Genomic DNA, 15,941 nt, shown 5'->3' on the forward strand with positions numbered 1-15,941 from the left:
GCATGCTCCCGGCAAAAGCGTCAGCCCTCATATTCCGCCCAGCAGTCCGGCGTCTCGAAGACGACCACAGCAGTCGTTTGAGGAAGAATCGGCTTGACGCGGTCCCATATCCATATCGCGATGTTCTCGGCTGTGGGGTTCTGCAGCCCTTCGATGTCGTTGAGGCAATAGTGATCAAGCCGTTTCAGCAAAGGCCCAAAAGCTGCCTCCACATCGAAGAAATCGACGACGAAGCCCGTGTGCGGATCGACAGGCCCCTCCAGCCGCAGTTCGATGCGGTACGAATGCCCGTGCATGCGATGACACCGGTGCGTCTCCGGCACGTTGGGCAGGCGATGCGCCGCTTCAAAGGTGAATGCCTGTGTGATTTTCATCGAATTCCTAGCTGTTTGTGTGTTTGAAGGCTGAGTTGCCAGCGAGGATTGGCCAAGCAGAATTCTACCGCTGCCTGGGTATTGGCTATGCGCGCAGGTCCATCCATCGGCTGGAGTAGGAAATGGTCGAATTCCAACGCCTCGAACCGCTCCGGTTCGGCGCCAACCTGAGGGAAAACCAGCTTGATTTCGTTGCCTCGTTTCAGGACCAGCGGTGCGCCGGCCTTCGGGCTTACGCAAATCCAGTCGATCCCCGGAGGCGGCGTCAACGTGCCGTTTGTCTCGACAGCGATTTCAAAACCTTTGGCGTGAAGGGCCACTACGAGAGAACCGTCGAGTTGAAGCAGCGGTTCGCCCCCCGTGAGGACTGCGAGGCGACGTCGTATGTCGCCGGACGGCCATTTTTCTGCGATCGCGTGGGCGAGATCACCTGCGGCGCTGAAGCGGCCGCCGCCATCTCCATCCGTCCCGACAAAGTCCGTATCGCAAAACCGACAAATCGCTTTAGATCGGTCGACCTCGCGACCTGACCAGAGATTGCAGCCGGCAAACCGGCAGAAAACCGCTGCGCGCCCCGCGTTCTGGCCCTCGCCTTGAAGCGTGTAGAAGATTTCCTTGACCGCATAGACCATGGTGTCACGCCGCCTCGACAGTGCGCGGCAGGGCCCGCTTCAGTTCCTGCACAAGGTGCATCGACAATTGTCGGATGTCCGAGGGAACGTTCTGCAAGCCATTCCAACGCCGGCGCTCGTGTCCGAATGCCCACTCACCCGAACTCCAGGCGGTGCGACCCTTGAGGTGCCGTAGCCCCCGAGCGAAGGACTCTCGGTCCTCTGCGCCAATCATTACATGCAGAGCCTCCATGACGTAGCCCATCGCAACGATCCCGGCGCCGTGTACCAGTCGCGATGTCTTCGGCGACTTTCCCTCCCAATCATCAGCAAACACATACTTCACCGCATGGAAGTATTCGCTGACCAGATCGACACCGCGATCGAGCAGCAATTGGTTGTCGTCTGCGTAGAGGCGAAGCGCTCCGTCTGTCAGCGAGTTCATGACAACACGCTGCAAGACGGTGTCACGAATGATGCCCTTCGGATTTGTCTGCTGGCGGATCAAGCCGCGCAGGGACGAACCCTCACGATAGTTCAGCGCCTCGATCATAAGTGCCGCTTGGCTCCTATTGGACATGCGCGGCGGCAGATCACTGACTTGCGGTAGCAGTTCGTAGACAAGCGCCTTTGGCAGCGGGCGGGTGTTATTGATGAGAATGAACTGCTTCTGAAGTTCCTCGATACTGTCACAGATGAAGCCCGATACCAGCACTTCGAACTCACGACCGCGTATTTCATTGAGCGCCGTAAATCGCTGCTGTCCATCGACGATCCACCCGGGAGCGCCGTTCGTTATATCGATCGTGAGGTGACCGAACTGACCTCCGCTGCCACCGCTAGGCGGTGGCAGCAACTCGAGGCTGGCAGAACTCATGAAGGCCACAACGATCGGATTGGGAAGAATCGCGTTCGGCTTTTCGAGATAGTCACGAATCTCGCGAATGTGGCCAGCAATCTGCGGCCGCTGAAATCCCTGCAAGATGCCCGCTTCGTCGCGGCCTGCCCGTTCGATCCTGGCAAAGCGACCGACGTCGCCGGCCCGCGCCGCAAAGCTGAAAACCGGCAGACCCTCACGCTGACGAGGCACAACGACGTCAAAATGGAGAAGGCGCGTTCCACTCATGCTGCGTCTGCCCGAAAGTCACATAGGTGCTTATGAAAAACGTGAAGGTTGTGCATTCCGCGCCTCTTATTTCGATTGGAATTTCTGAAGATCAGAGCTTCAACACCGCCTTCACGGCAGACGCGGCAATCGCATCCTTCCCAAGGCCGATCCTCAAGCGTGCGTGCATATATCCGCCGCTGTCGTTCCAGCGAGTCAGCGCGCCGCGACGGCGATGCTTCGTTGTCCCAGTTGAGCTTGTCCCAATAGGCCATGACCGCATCGAGCGCTGTTTCAACTCCGATCTCACGCCGTGCCACTTTGCGGACGCCGTCGAGTGCGGCTCCTTCTAGCACTCGTGCTTCCTCCTGGTTGATCCGCCCTTCAAGAGCCTTGTTTTTCAGCCTGTTGTTCTCGATCGCCTGGGGGATGCGAATAGCCGTGTAATAGGAGAGTTCTCCCGTTCGGCTACGCATCCAGTAGTTTTTGCGCGCGTCCTTGAACGCCCTCACCAAGGGGGACGTCGTGTCAAAGCTGGTAACGCCGTGGCGTTCAATATCCGCTAAGTTTTCAATCTTGCCGAAACCTAAGAGATGCAAGCGAACATGTTGCGGCAATGCATCCCGAACTGCCGCCAATGCGCGCCGGATCTGTTCGATTTTAAGCGGAACGGTGCCGCCAACCGCCAAATACGTATATCCCATCTTAGCAAGACCGACCGCAGCATCTGCCATGCTTGGCGCTGACCACCCCTGGATGACGCCCATCGGAACAAATCGGGGGCCGAGGGTCCTTGCAACGTGGATGAACTCTGCTGCATTTTGCTGCGTGATTTCGAAGCGGCGACGGATCTCTTCTGATATCTCGGACCTCGAGCGCTCCGCGCCCTGATCGTCGAAATCGAAGATCAGATGGTCCGGCGAGCAGCCATGCGTGAAGCCGCCGTCGCCGTAGAACTCGACGGTGTCCTCCGCTCGATAGGGAGGCTCCGGCATATTGCGGTAGGTGAATGCGCCGCAATCACCCATCATCATGCTGTTGGGAAAGCGATCCTGTGGGTAGCGAAGAAACCGCCTGGCCCCTTCTCGCCGAAATCTCATCAATTGGGCTTCTGTGTATTTCCCAGGAATGAGAGCGTCGCCCACGATACCGCGGGAGACTAGGATGCCGTCGTACGGAGCTACGTCCAAGAACTCGTGGGGAAACTCGTCGTCTCGATGAACGGCGCGACCAGCGCCGTTTCGATCGGCGATGAAATCATAGGCTGGATCGACGAAATCCAGACTGTCGGCAAACACAAACTTCATCACGCGACCTTTGCGAAGGAATGCACGTGATCAAGACGCGCCAGTTGTTCAGAGAGCAGCCGTATGTCTCGGCCGAGGTTCTGGATATCGTTCCAGTCGCGATCTATGTCAGGCCAACGCCCTCTGGTCCAACAGCAATATGGGGCTATGCGCAAAAGAGCATCCATAGCGTGACGCCGCAAATCATTCGCTCCCAAAGCCCGCGACATTATGCGATCCATCAGATATCCCATCGCCTCAATTCCGGCCGAGTGCATTAGACGGCTCTCCATCGGCGAACGCCCCCAAGCATCGGGAAACACCTCTCTCGTGGCGCCCCAGAAGGCCGTGAGGACGCGGTACATCGACAGGCAATCGGCTTCTCGTGACGATGAGGCCTTGTAAGGCGCGAGGGCGCCAAGGGGGCTGTTGATGCTGTTGCGCACCACCTTAATCAGAGCCGTATCGATAATCACAGCCTCGGGGTTCTCGTCAGACAACCGCCTGATTAGGTTCCGAAATGGAGAGTCCGATGCCGTGTTGAGCAAGTTCACGATTTCGCTGGGAATGCGACGCGGCGCGAGATCGCGTGGCAGATCGGCCTCCACCTCAGGCAGCAGTTCGTTGATCAATCGCGGTGGCAGTGGACGCGCCTTGTTGACCAGAATGAATTGCTCTCGATGGGTCGACAAATCTTCAGACACAAAGGCGACCACTGGGACGGGAAAGCCTTTGTCTTTGACTTGTGCGAGCGCGATTGAGCGTTGTTGTCCGTCCACGATCCAGGCGGCCTTTGTTCCATCCTTTGGAATCGGAATACGCAGGGTGCCCGCGTCAGACGCTTTGACATCCCCGTCGGGTTTGCTGCCTCGACTTTGTGTGAACACCGCACGCGGCGAGATCGCCAGGATGATAGCATTCGGAAAGAGAACTGAACCCTGATCGAGAAATTCGACGATGGCCTGGACGTGGTTTCGTATCTCTTTGCGCTGGAAACCATGCAGCGCCCCATCCGAATCCCTGTGGACTCGGCTGATTTCGGCGATCCTGAGCAAATCGGCACCCGGCACAAAGAAGGCATAGATATTGATCCCGCCGGCTTGTTGCGTCCGCAAAGCTCGGACGGCGAGCACTGGGTCGTTGCTAGTTGAGCGACGGCTCATCCGGCTGTCCTTTCCTCAAGTGCAGCGCGATACAATCGTGAAAAGCGCGCCTGCTCACAGGCAACTCCTTCCCGGTCTCGCAGAACGCGCAGTAAGCCCCCGATCCCCGTCGTCTTTCGTAAATGGCGTTTAATGAGCGCGAGAATATCCTCGTCCGGGAGGCGCGGCCGTTTCCGACGCACCGGCGCGTGTCGCCCAGCCAACGCCGTCTGAACCCAACGTTGATGGGTCAACGCATCGCCGCCAGGGCAGGCAGCCAAGCCTTCTGAGACGAAATGCAACAAAGCGCGCTGCGGAAAGTCCGCCCGCGTCCCCGCCAAGATGGCCTCAAGACGTTCATCATAGGGCAAGAGGGTGGACGCAAAGCGGGACGGCAAGGCAGCGTCGAGTTTAACGCCGATAATGCGCAGTCGCGCAACCTCGGCATCGCTTAGCGCATCGAGGTCCGATGCCAACATCCACGCATAAGGTTGGGTCAGCGCAATAACAATAGGCTGCGACGCGTTCTTCTTAAGAATGCGCGCAAGCCGGGTCGAATAGGGTCCTCTGTTGACAGCACGCCACCATGAAGCCGCGTCGAACCTGCCGTTGACTCGAACGGCGATGCTATCTGGTCCTAGGCCGCTGACGGTAAGACCATAGGCAGGAACCTGCCTATGAGACGCCACCAAGCCGAGCCCGGCCGAGACGATGTAGAGCGGCGCACCTATTATCGCGGAGGCTTGCCGAGCGAGTTGAAATCCTCGCCCACCGTAAAGCTCCGCTGCTTCGCATGCGACTGGCAGCTTAGCAAGTCGTTCGAGCCACGCAGTTTCGAGATCGGATTGGTCGGAACGGCGAAGCGAAACTGCGGATGCATTGCTATCTGGCCTGAGACGCTTGCGGCTGGCGCAAGGGACGAGAACTGCGGCAGCCCCACCACACATGTCCGCAATCTGATCCGTACTTTGCATGCCATTCTGCCCAATAACTGGTGCCAAATTGTTGTCGGTGAACTTAGGAGAAACTACCTGAATACGCGTTAGCCAGCGCTCTTCGCATCAGTGGTGGCCTGAATTGCAAGCCTATAGAAGTCGCCTAGCGACAGCTACGAAAAAATGACAGAAGCGTCAACCTATCCCCTGCATTGCTTGAGGTCAGCGCGCCATAGCGTCATGAAGGGCGCAGTTTCCGTTAAGTGGGAATGCGGACGCGATCCAAAAACTGCGCTTATTCGCGACCTAACTAAAGGAACGCGGATCTGATTCGCCGCATGCGGTGTCGCTTGGCCGTTAATTGCAAGAATGCGCTAATTTCGTTCAGGTGGGCATTTCGACTTCGACGAGTTGAACATAAAATCGCCGCAGCAGAGCGGGGTCGTGCCCGGACAAATTGGAGGAGCAGATAGCGGCGATCGAGCAGGCGCACCTGGCCCAGCTTGGTGTGTGTTCGAGCCGATAGCATGCCGGGCCACCACGACCTCGACAAGGCGCCAGCCAGAAGGTGCCTTGGGCGGTCCTGCGTCATCCCTTCTTACAGATAGCGGCCGATCGATCGCAGGTAGGCAACGATTTCCAGCTTGAGGAAATCGCGATCGCGCCGTAAGTCTCGTCGATCTTCTTAATCTTCGGCCACACGATCTCCCGTTCCGCCGGCGACAGGTCGGCGTCCTCGAGCACGTATTTGTCATGGCCGACGGCGCAGATGTCGCAGCCTGCCTTGATGATCGCATCAACAAACGCCGGAACCTCGCTCGCCTTCATGCGCCGATTGTTGCTTGCCGCCATGAATGTCACTCACGTTTGTACCATGAACAGCCCCAACCTCTCCGCCTTCTATGCCGACGTGGTCGACGGCGATACGCTCCGCGATGTCAGGTCGGGAACCGAAATCAGGTTGTACGGCGCCGATGCGTGCGATTTCTCGCAACGCGCGTTCGCGTTCGAGGCAGTCCATTGCTTGCGAGATCCCGCCTGCACCATGCTGATCAAATGGACCGCGGATCGACCGATTTCATGCAGAGCCCGTTCAAAAGACAGGTGTGGCCGGGTTCTGGCCACATGTTCATTCGACGAGGTTCCCGATTTGCAGCAAGGTTGATCGAACAAGGGTTCGGCGTCTCGAAAATAGCCTCGAGATCCAGCGTCACTTTTCAGAGCTGCGCAGGCTGCGTAGCCAGCCGTTTCATGACAGCAGCAGCACCGTCAGTCCCGCGACAAACAACACAACAAATATAACCGCCGGGACATTGCGATGCGGTGAACGGATCATGATTCCGAACATAGGCCTCTCCTCTCGATGCGAAGCTTTGTATCACAAGATGGTTTCAGCAAGTGCGGGCAAGCCGCTTCGCGGCCGCGCTCTATTCGCTGCGCTCACCAAGCCAGCCTGACGGCCGTCTCGGCCCATTCGGGTGACGATCGCTCTTGCAAGACCGCGAATTGGCATTCGCGGCGCCCGCGGCCGGAACGCGCATTCCAAACTGCGCCGTAGAGACGGCCCGCGGGCGACGGTTGTGGTCGCCGTCCACAGAAGGACGGTGGAGTTTCGAACGGACGGCCGCAAGAGTGCGGCCGGGATCTTCCCTTGAATGACATATCCGCCAAAGCGCCCGGGCCTTTCCCAGTCAAGGGGCAGGCACGGCCAGGGCCGTTTGTCGTTTGCTGACACAAAAGCGGCCTTCAACGCTACGCGCCGAACCTTCCGTTTTTGCTGCTCACGACCCCTTGATCGGTCGCGGCCCGGACACTCGGCGGGCTGCGCCCACCTCCCTTCGCTCCGATGAACAGCGAGGCCGTTCATCAGATCAAAGGGAAGTGGCTTCGCCCATTGCGGATAGGAGACGAAAATGCAGTGCATCAACCGCCTTACCCTGCTCGGAAACGTTGGCAAGGTCACCGAACTCGACAAGCTGCTCAAGGTTTCGGTGGCCACCGAACGGAACTGGACCGACGAGAAGGGCAGGCGCCAAAAGCGCACCGACTGGGTTACGGTATCGATCCTGAGCGGCAAGCGCGCCGACTGGATCAGGAACAATGTGAACGTGGGCGACAGCGTTTATGTGGAGGCCCGGGTTGGCAACTCTTCCTACGAAAAGGACGGCAAGACGATCTACACAACCGATGTGATCGCGGCCATCTTCACTCGCGTCCATCCCCGCTCCGAGGCCAAGGAAAACACCGACGACAGCGAGGAATAACAACAAACAGGGCGGCGAAAGCCGCCCTGCCCTTTCATTCCAGCGAGGACCTTTCGAAGCTCTACATTGAGGCTTTATCAGATGAAAATCCGCTACATCAGCCAAGAGGGGCCGGACTTCTGCGTCTACAAGGATAGCCTCGGCTACGACCTTGAAGAGATCAACACATATCCAGGCCGTGTGCCAATCGTCAGATATCCATTTCCACACTTTGACATGGCAGCGGCGATAGAGGCCCGTAACTGGTTCCTTCTCCAGGTCGAAAGGGATCATCACCCCGATGTTCTGATTGAGAGGACGCAACGCACTCGCGCCCGCCAGGAGTGCATTGGGCGATAAAAGGACTGATAGCCTGCCGTGGCGGCGGCTGCCTTACAAAGCCGATCCCTCCAGTCGCACGCCGACATAAGCACAATCATCGAAAATATCCGGCTTGCGGGTCTCAACGGTCGCCCGAATGACGCCCTAGCTGACAGGACGGCCCGACCGGTATTGCAGGCCTAGAGCGCGGTGTCATCGCGGCGACAGATCACCTTTAAAAAAACGGTGCCGTCGCGGTTCCACGCCCGCAAGATGGTTCAAGACGATGTCGTCCCCCTCCCCTTCACTCCAGCTGCCGATCACGCCAAGCAGCTCCGGCGTGGCGCCGAACTTTTCTATGGCTGGTAGATCTCATGCGCAATGTCGCGCTTGAGGTCTGCCGCCTGTGCCGGCACGGAAATCTGGTCTTTCGTCATATCGATACGCGCCCAGGACCGAGGATTTCAGGGCAATGATACCACCACGCACGCCAAGAAATCAGCCGTCTAACCGCACCGAATCGAACCAGCAGCCTCCCGGATGCGGGCTGGCTAATTGGCAATGGGTTTTTACTTTAACTTATTCGCTCGACCGCTTACCGTGGCAAATCATCGAATCGTAGGAGAGTTGACAAACAGGCAAAAAAAAACCCGGCGCGAAGGCCGGATTTCCAAGAGGGTTTGGTAACTAACGGAACGCCAATTCCGCCAATCGCCACAAAACAAGTCACCGGCGAACTTAGCTACTCCTCCCGACAGACGCAACAGGAAAACGCGCCTTCGCGCCACGGATTTTCTTTGCCGCGAGCAAGAGGAAGACGCGGTGACGATACACAGTCAGATGGGCCAGTGGCTTGCCGACATCACGACGATCAAGCAGCTCGACCATTTTCTTTCGTTGATATGGCGAGGATACGCCGACGGACAATTGAACGACAGCGAGGTTCAGGAGCTCACCGGTGGGGCATCCTTGCGGCGATCAATGCTGCTTGAAGCTCGTGAAAAGCGCATGCCGCCGGCGCGCACCTACTTTCCACAGCGCCCGAAATCCGAGCAGTCGCGCGACCAGGCCGCCAGCGGCGCACGTTGCCCAATCCGCTGGGCGAGGAAACGGCGCCTGGGCGACATGGCCGCCCTGCCCCCCTTTGTCCGCGATTGCTTCACGGAGGGCGAACGGGCGGCACTTTACATCGTCGCTTCGGATTGCCGCCAGCACGGCTCCTGCAGCTCGAGCGTCAAGGAGATCGGCGATCGCGCCGGCGTCGGCGTCACTACGGTTCGCAACGCCTTGCGCCGGGCTCGCCGTCTTGGCCTCCTCGCGGTCACCGAGCGCCCGCAGTGGCGCGCCAAGCACCTGCCGAACCTTCTGAAAATAGCGTGCCAGCGCTGGCTGGCGTGGCTTCAAAAATTTCGGCCGAACCTCGGTCTTAAATTCTATCCGATAGCCTTCAAAAAAGCGGCGTCCTCAGGAACCTTCGGCCATAAACAGGGAAGCGGACAGCCTTCTTACAGCCGGACGGGTGGCCCTTCGGGCCGCTTTCAGCGGTTTGCTGGTCGCAAACCACCGTCCGGCTGACGGCTGGGGCGCCTAAAACAGCCATCCCGCATCCAGTCGAACCGTCGCAAAGGGGCTTCTGAACAAGCCTGGCGGGTCCGCTTGTGCCAGGCAACGCAAAAAATCAGCGCTTGGAGACGCGGCCGAGCAGCAGAGCTGCCGTAGACATGCCGAGCCGGCTGGCGATCAAGCCGATTATCGCCAGTGTCAGATTCTGTTGCGCCTGCTCGATTTTGTAATAGGTGACGACCGAGATGCCGATCAGGTCGGCAACGTCCTTCTTCATCAAGTTCTTGCGCTTCCGGTAGCCGTCCACAGCGCGCGCGATGTTGTCCTTGACTTGCTGCAGGTCGAGCCGCTTCATCCATGGTTCCAGGACAGCCGGCGGCAGCAGCAGTTCTGCTATGCTGATTTGAAGGGCCTGTGCGAACAACGCGACCGTTGCGAGCGTCAGATTCTGCCCTTGCCGCATCGTCAGATAGTACGTTCGGTAGGAGAATTCCTTCTCGCTGGCAAAGCTTTTAATCAGCGCAACAAAATCTCTATTCGATAGATTGCGCCGCGTGCGTTCTTCTTCGAGTTTTGCCGCAATTTGAGCCTGCATCGCGTCGCGCTCGGGATTTTCCAAAGCCGTTCTCGGATCGTATTTTTCCACTGCCGTCCAAGTCCCATACAAATCTCCCTTCACAGCCGCAAGAAAACAGTTAAAGTATCAACTGTTCCGACCGTGAAAGGAGCTCCCGTTGACCAAATCCTTGCTCTATGCCGCCGCCATAACGGCCGCCTCCCTTTACGCCAGCAGCGCGCCGGCATCCGAATGGGGCTGTCAGGTCCTCCTCTGCGTGTCCGGCAACTGGCAAGCGACGCCCAGCTGCCACCCTCCCATGTACAAATTGCTCGCTGCCATGGAACTCCCCGGTTTTTCCTGGCCGACCTGCCCCGACGCCAATTCCTCCGCCGCCAGAATGGAACGCTACGACGATTGCCCGGAAGGCTGGAGCGTCGGCTACAGCGATGTCGGGCACGACGGCAACCGCTCGGAACCGAACAAGTGCGAGAAGCGCAACAACGTCTGCCTCAGGCAACGTATCGGCAGGCCTGGCTTCCAACCCGTCACCAATCGCCGCGACCGCGAGAGCTGCGAGCAGACTGTCAGCATGTCCCGCCCAAGGCGCGAAAAACCCTGGTTCATCGAATACTCCGATGCAGCCGGCTTGCGCCAAAAGGCATGGTTCAACCTCAACAGATAGTTGTTGTCCCCAGCCTCACATTATCATGACACTCTAATTTACGTGCGGGCGAAAATCGAGCCACTAAAGTTGCAGAGGGATCAATATGCGCAGCATCAATCGTTTCACCGTCGCCGGCAATGTCGGCAGCATCACCAGCTTCAACAAGGCGGTCAAGGTCAGCATCGCCGCCGATCGCACCTGGACCAACGACGCCGGCAAAAAGGAAACCAGGACGGATTGGGTCACGGTCACTGTGTTCGATGAGCAGGCAGCCTGGATCAAGGATAACGTTTCCAAGGGCCAGCCGGTCATTGCCGAAGGCCGCATCAGCAACTCTTCCTACGAAAAGGACGGCGAGACGATCTACACGACCGATCTAGTCGCAACGACCTTCAATGCCTTCCAGGCGCCGAACATTTCCAAGAACTAATCGCCGGCGGCGGCCAACCTCCCGCCAGTCGACAGGACTCCAAACTCGCCGTACTTTGCGTCACGGGTTTTGGAGATGATGCGGAAATTCGCGGTCGACCACGGATCGTCCCGGGATGCGCGAAATCGAACCGGCAGCGTTTCAGGCCGGAACGCTAAGCGGAACCATGTCGATCAGATTCTTGCTGCACTAGTTCGCGCGGGGGGTGCCTGAGGCGGCGCGCCTGGAGGCCAAACTAAGTGGCGGCTGATGCGCAGCAGCCAAGACTCCTTTTGCCTCAAAGCGTCGAGCACTTTGCCACTCCGCCTGCATTCCAGCCGGGCAAGCGCGAAAGGTAGACCCAGACCGTCGTCTTTAAATTCCCACCGGGTCTGGAGCCGGTTGCAATCATCGCAAAGCATGAGGATAGAGGACCGGCTGCTAACTCTGCACTTTTCAGCAATCTCCTGGATAGCCGGCGGCATTCCGAGAGCAATCTGCCCGCCGGCCAGTAGGCTCAATATATTGATTCCAGTGTTGCTTTGTCATTCAGAATTCAGCCCGTCCACGATCCTCTTGGCCACCTCCGCATTGTCAAGATAGCCGGCGATGCCGTGGCGATTGTCGGTGTGGTTCATCACCTCGGCATAGTTCTCGATGTCCGGCGTCACCGGGAAGTTGCCACGGTCAAGCGGATAGAGCGCGACGAGATCTCGGTCATCGTAAGCGTTGTACCAGGCCCGCACAGGAGGCGGATATTTAAGCGGGCGGAACTGATCGCGGATGGGGCGTATGCCGAGCGGGCTGCCTACCGTCACTAATAGCGGGATCTGGAGATTGCGGCGGTCCCCCCGCAGCACATTATATGCGACGACGGAGCCAAGCGAGTGGCCGACGACGACGGTCGACTCCTCCGTGAAGGCGCGGCCGACGATCTCGTCAACCACATCGCGCACTCCGGCGCGCGTCGTGTAGAGGAAGACGTCGCGCGTGAAGGTCTCGATTGAGGACTGGGTGGCGCCGCCGCCGAACTTGTCGATCGCGCGCAGGATCGCCTGCACCCACTCCCAGTTGAGTGGCCCGCGCGGCTTGGGATTCGCGCCGTATTCCGCATCGACCTGCGCGTCAGTGACCTCGCTCTTCTCCCATATCTCCTGGGCCACCTCCGCCTGGAAGGCGAGGAACTCCTCCTGGGGGCCGCTGCCGCGCGAATGGATGTCAGACGTGAGCGGGATGTCAAACTGGCGAGCAAACTCGTCGAGTTGGTCTCCGTAAAAGGGAAAGGCCACATCGAGGTCGTCGGGGATGGCCACGCCGGCGGCCTGCGCGCCCTTCTTGACGGCATCCAGCCAGTTTGACTTCAGCTCGTCTGGATTTTGTCCCTGCTGCGAACGCCCATGCACGAGAACGAGCCGCCCGGCGCTCGCCGCGGCAGGATCGGCGAAAACGGTGCTCAGGGCGGCGCCGGCGAGGAGAAGGAATTCACGGCGGTCGATGCCGAAAGGCACAGTCATCTTAGGCCTCCCTCGTGCAGTGCGGAAATGATGAGTTCAATGCCGCCGGCGTCGAAGGTGGTCCAAAGGGACGGCAGGAGATGGTCGCGAGCTGCGTCGACGTTGGGCGGGAGAGCAACGCTCTTCACCCGCAGGAAGGCCCAGCCTTGGGAGAGCATCGGGCAGAACGGCACCAAATCTCCACGATTGAACGCCTCCTGGAACGGGGTTCCGCCGTTCCGATCCGATGCAGGGAAACCTTGGGCCAGCATGGCGACGTCGAAGAGCCTGACGCCGCCGAGATTGCCCTGCATAATCTCATCCACCGAGCGCAGCTGCCCGATAAGATCGGCATCGTGATAGGCATACGCTGCATAAAGGCCAAGCGTCGGGTCGGCACCTTTTCCCATGCGCACAGCGTCGGCCAGCGCTTGCGCGTTGCGGTCCTGCGTCTCCCCCTCTCCCGCGATTTTGAACACGCCGAACTGAGCCGATGCGGCGACGATCGAGCGGAGCCTCACGATGTCATCCTCGACGTAGCCACCCAGATCGTAGCTTACGTTGCTCACGCCCCGCTCGCCGACCACCACACGTCCGACGAAATCCCTAAGCACAGCAACAACGGCGCCCGAGCCGTCCGCAAATTGCAGAGCGACGCTTGCGGCAGGCGCAGCCCCTAAGTTGACGGAGATGACGTTGCTGGAGACAATCTCCAATTGCACGTCCGGCCCTGCCACGGCCTGTACGAGCTCGCCGCCAGAGATGGAAAAGCCTGTACCGATCCCCGCATCCACCGCCCGGGCGGCCTCAAAGATGGAAGTCTGTGCGGCACGGTACCCCGAAACCTCCGCCACTTCCTCGACCTGCGCCGGAAAGCTCGCAGTGGGGCCGGGGGGCAACGAACTGAAAGGATAGACCTGTCTCAACTCGCTCTTTAACACGTCGAAAATCGAGGCCTGCGAGTCCCGCTGAGGACTAGAAATCTGAGGCTGTGACACCACCCGGCCGATATAGGTCATGGGATCGGAAACGACTTCGCTGTCCGGCACCTGGTTCAGCGTGATGTTCCGCGCCTGAGCCCGCCGCGGCACCTCGCGAAGAAGGTAGGCCTCCAGCTGCCGGTTTGGCACTACGCGCTCGCCGCTGGGCAGAGCGGTGATCATGTCGGCGTCCGGCTTCTTAAAAGCATCGAGAAAGGTGCTGGTGTAAATGCCCTCGAACTGGCGGACATTGTTACCGATGGGGACCTCCAGAGCGGGGCTACCGGGAAGTGCCGCCAGGAACCGGTCCACCTTCACCACAGAATCCGGTGGCTGGCGAGGATTTGGAAAGATCACGCTTCCTCGCACTTGCCCGATGTTGAGGCTGTCCGGCGTGGAACGACATGCATCGGAGATTAGAACAACATTGGGAATGCCTGACTGCTTCGCTTGGTACCAGCTTTCCAGCAGACTGATCGCCTCGTTGGAGTTGTCTGGCGCCCGCGATAGCATCCAGTGTTCAGAATAGGAGTGGAGAAAGCCGTGGCCGGCAAAGTAGATGACGAGCTGATCGAGGGTGCCACGTTCCACCAGCTCCTGGACCACGTCCACGATCTGCGTGACCCGGACCTCCCCGGCGTCGTCTGTGAATCGCTTGACCTCGAACCCCTCCGAGGCGAGCCAGTCGGCCATGGCTCTTGCTCCTGAAGCGGCAGCGCTAAGGGCAGGCAGGTTTCCTGCTTTGTCCACGCCAATGACCACGGCGGCGCGAACAAGCGTCTGCTGGGGGAAACTAGGTCGTGCCGCAATTGTCCCCGCTAAGGACGCTCCCAGGATGAGGAAATCGCGCCTTCTCACGTTGCCCCCTCCCGAGCAATGGAGTTGCCCTCGAGGCGTTTGTCGCGCCGCCGAGTCTCCGGCCGGTCCAGTGCCCCGCTGTCAAGCTTACCGCCGAGTGGTCTGCAGTCGCAAGGGCCGGCGCGCCGTGCCATAGCTGATACAGACAGTTACCCATGACGAATGCGCAACAGCGACAGGCGAACGACATGCTGCTGGGTCGTCTCGACGGGCGGATTGCGGATGGATGAACTCATTCGACTTCGTCGTCCCAACCACTTTGCCAAACCATGGGCGCTGGTTGCCCCCAACACCCCGTTTCGGGAAGGAAAATCGATCAGGGAACGTCGGCAATGGGACCGATTTGCGCCATTCTGTACTCGTACCCGAATTCCGAAACGGGTCCGACAGCGGAAGTGCACCGAGGGCAGGGCCGAAGTACTCCTCTGTGCGAAGCGGAAGTGAGTTTCGGCGGCCAATGGCCGAAGGTTCATTCGAGTAGGTTACACGACCCACTTTGGCCGGTGGCGACGCTTGGAGGCTGCCCGACTGTGCCCTCTCCGGGAACGCGAAATGACCCCATAGCTGCCCTTCCTCGTTTGATGGCGACGCAATTCCATAGTCGTTCTCCCACCCTTATGCGTCCTTGCCAACGGACTGTCTCGGGGTGAGTGGTGATCCTGTCGTGCATTGATGACGGACGATTCCTACGCCGCTGCAGCCATTCGCAATAGCCTCCGCTTAAACTGGCTATGGACGCTCCGGCTGGAATTCGACGTTGGAGACGACGGGCGTATAGCCCCGTCGGATCTTGCGGGCCAGCCAAGCCTCGAGCGCCTCGCCGGCTTCACCGGCCGACGCGTGGAGATCAAGACGCTGCCGCCCTGTCGAGCCGATCCGCCCCCATGCTCGAACAAGCACCGCATCCCCGAACAGCGACGGCTCTATGGCGAGCACATAGAAGCGTGCGAGGTTGCACGCGCAATCACGTCGCTGCAGGACGATCTGGAGTTTCGGCTCGACCATGGCCGATTGTCACCGACAACCGGAGCCCATGTCCAATTCATTGGCTGAATCGTTCGGAGCTGAGAGATTCACACCGTTGATGATTGCGTTGCCAAGAAAAACGACGCATCCCACGGAGCGGAGGCGGTCCACTGGTCCCTGCTTCAGCCGCGAAGGCCCTTGCGGGAACTTCAGACCGAATTCCACTTGTCAGCCGTACATTCCCGTCCTTTCACCAACAAAAACAGATTGTTAGGGCTGATCGCGCCGCGCAAGTAGCTGGGCAAAATGTCTGGCCACTCTCGTTAACCTTTTGTTAACTCAATATTTCTTGCCGGAGCCGATAGAATCGGGTGATAGTGACGATAATTTCGAGGGAAACCCAAAAATATCGTTCCTGAAGGATCAGCGGGC

Annotated in this window: 15 protein-coding genes and 1 pseudogene; 5 read left to right on the plus strand and 11 right to left on the minus strand. The window is 59.1% G+C overall.

Translation table 11 applies throughout. From position 1 onward, the window contains the following. Positions 1–20: 20 nt before the first annotated feature. The 7 genes and pseudogenes from queD to ABVK50_RS29495 all read right to left on the minus strand — a co-directional run bounded on the left by queD (position 21) and on the right by ABVK50_RS29495 (position 6,305). Positions 21–374 (minus strand): 6-carboxytetrahydropterin synthase QueD, encoded by a 354-nt coding sequence (gene queD, locus ABVK50_RS29465; RefSeq protein ID WP_292058274.1) that lies wholly within the window; start codon positions 372–374, stop codon positions 21–23. After that, the gene (gene queE, locus ABVK50_RS29470; RefSeq protein ID WP_353646251.1) at positions 371–1,006 is read right to left on the minus strand and encodes a 7-carboxy-7-deazaguanine synthase; all 636 of its coding nucleotides are present in this window, start codon (positions 1,004–1,006) and stop codon (positions 371–373) included. The genes queD and queE overlap by 4 nt, the downstream gene beginning before the upstream one ends. 4 nt (positions 1,007–1,010) lie before the next feature. Beyond that, positions 1,011–2,111 (minus strand): DGQHR domain-containing protein DpdB, encoded by a 1,101-nt coding sequence (dbpB, locus tag ABVK50_RS29475; RefSeq protein ID WP_353646252.1) that lies wholly within the window; start codon positions 2,109–2,111, stop codon positions 1,011–1,013. Then, entirely contained in the window at positions 2,108–3,397 is a 1,290-nt protein-coding gene (dpdA, locus tag ABVK50_RS29480) for a tRNA-guanine transglycosylase DpdA (protein ID WP_353646253.1), read from the minus strand. Before dpdA ends, dbpB (ABVK50_RS29475) begins: the two co-directional genes overlap by 4 nt. Further along, positions 3,397–4,539 carry a DGQHR domain-containing protein DpdB gene (gene dbpB / locus ABVK50_RS29485; RefSeq protein ID WP_353646254.1) on the minus strand — a complete coding sequence of 381 codons (1,143 nt, stop codon included), beginning with the start codon at positions 4,537–4,539 and terminating at the stop codon, positions 3,397–3,399. The genes dpdA and dbpB (ABVK50_RS29485) overlap by 1 nt, the downstream gene beginning before the upstream one ends. Then, a complete protein-coding gene (locus ABVK50_RS29490) occupies positions 4,536–5,492 on the minus strand; it encodes a hypothetical protein (protein WP_353646255.1) in 957 nt (318 codons plus the stop codon). Before ABVK50_RS29490 ends, dbpB (ABVK50_RS29485) begins: the two co-directional genes overlap by 4 nt. 559 nt (positions 5,493–6,051) lie before the next feature. Next, a pseudogene (locus ABVK50_RS29495) lies at positions 6,052–6,305 on the minus strand (hypothetical protein). Between the two features lie 22 nt (positions 6,306–6,327). Between ABVK50_RS29495 and ABVK50_RS29500 the strand changes: the two are divergent. From ABVK50_RS29500 to ABVK50_RS29510, 3 genes are all read left to right on the plus strand, one after another. Next, positions 6,328–6,618, plus strand: a complete 291-nt coding sequence (locus tag ABVK50_RS29500) for a hypothetical protein (protein ID WP_353646256.1) — start codon at positions 6,328–6,330, stop codon at positions 6,616–6,618. Between the two features lie 748 nt (positions 6,619–7,366). Continuing rightward, entirely contained in the window at positions 7,367–7,717 is a 351-nt protein-coding gene (locus ABVK50_RS29505; RefSeq protein ID WP_353646257.1) for a single-stranded DNA-binding protein, read from the plus strand. Between the two features lie 1,140 nt (positions 7,718–8,857). Then, a complete protein-coding gene (locus tag ABVK50_RS29510) occupies positions 8,858–9,592 on the plus strand; it encodes a hypothetical protein (protein ID WP_353646259.1) in 735 nt (244 codons plus the stop codon). 103 nt (positions 9,593–9,695) lie between these two features. Here ABVK50_RS29510 and ABVK50_RS29515 read toward each other — a convergent pair whose 3' ends face one another. After that, positions 9,696–10,226 (minus strand): helix-turn-helix transcriptional regulator, encoded by a 531-nt coding sequence (locus ABVK50_RS29515; protein ID WP_353646260.1) that lies wholly within the window; start codon positions 10,224–10,226, stop codon positions 9,696–9,698. A gap of 100 nt (positions 10,227–10,326) precedes the next feature. Here ABVK50_RS29515 and ABVK50_RS29520 point away from each other — a divergent pair, with 100 nt between their 5' ends. Further along, positions 10,327–10,821: a hypothetical protein gene (locus tag ABVK50_RS29520; RefSeq protein ID WP_353646261.1), complete on the plus strand. Its 495-nt coding sequence runs from the start codon at positions 10,327–10,329 to the stop codon at positions 10,819–10,821. An 85-nt stretch (positions 10,822–10,906) separates the two neighbouring features. Next, positions 10,907–11,233: a single-stranded DNA-binding protein gene (locus ABVK50_RS29525; protein ID WP_353646262.1), complete on the plus strand. Its 327-nt coding sequence runs from the start codon at positions 10,907–10,909 to the stop codon at positions 11,231–11,233. A gap of 524 nt (positions 11,234–11,757) precedes the next feature. Here the strand turns inward: ABVK50_RS29525 and ABVK50_RS29530 are convergent. The 3 genes from ABVK50_RS29530 to ABVK50_RS29540 form a co-directional block, all read right to left on the minus strand. Then, complete coding sequence (locus tag ABVK50_RS29530) at positions 11,758–12,726, minus strand: hypothetical protein (protein ID WP_353646263.1); 969 nt, start codon at positions 12,724–12,726, stop codon at positions 11,758–11,760. Beyond that, positions 12,723–14,543 (minus strand): caspase family protein, encoded by a 1,821-nt coding sequence (locus ABVK50_RS29535; RefSeq protein ID WP_353646264.1) that lies wholly within the window; start codon positions 14,541–14,543, stop codon positions 12,723–12,725. Before ABVK50_RS29535 ends, ABVK50_RS29530 begins: the two co-directional genes overlap by 4 nt. Positions 14,544–15,272: 729 nt before the next feature. Continuing rightward, positions 15,273–15,548, minus strand: a complete 276-nt coding sequence (locus ABVK50_RS29540) for a WGR domain-containing protein (RefSeq protein WP_353646265.1) — start codon at positions 15,546–15,548, stop codon at positions 15,273–15,275. Between the last annotated feature and the right edge of the window lie 393 nt (positions 15,549–15,941).

The organism is Mesorhizobium sp. WSM2240, from assembly GCF_040438645.1.
Taxonomy (GTDB): Bacteria; Pseudomonadota; Alphaproteobacteria; order Rhizobiales; family Rhizobiaceae; genus Allomesorhizobium.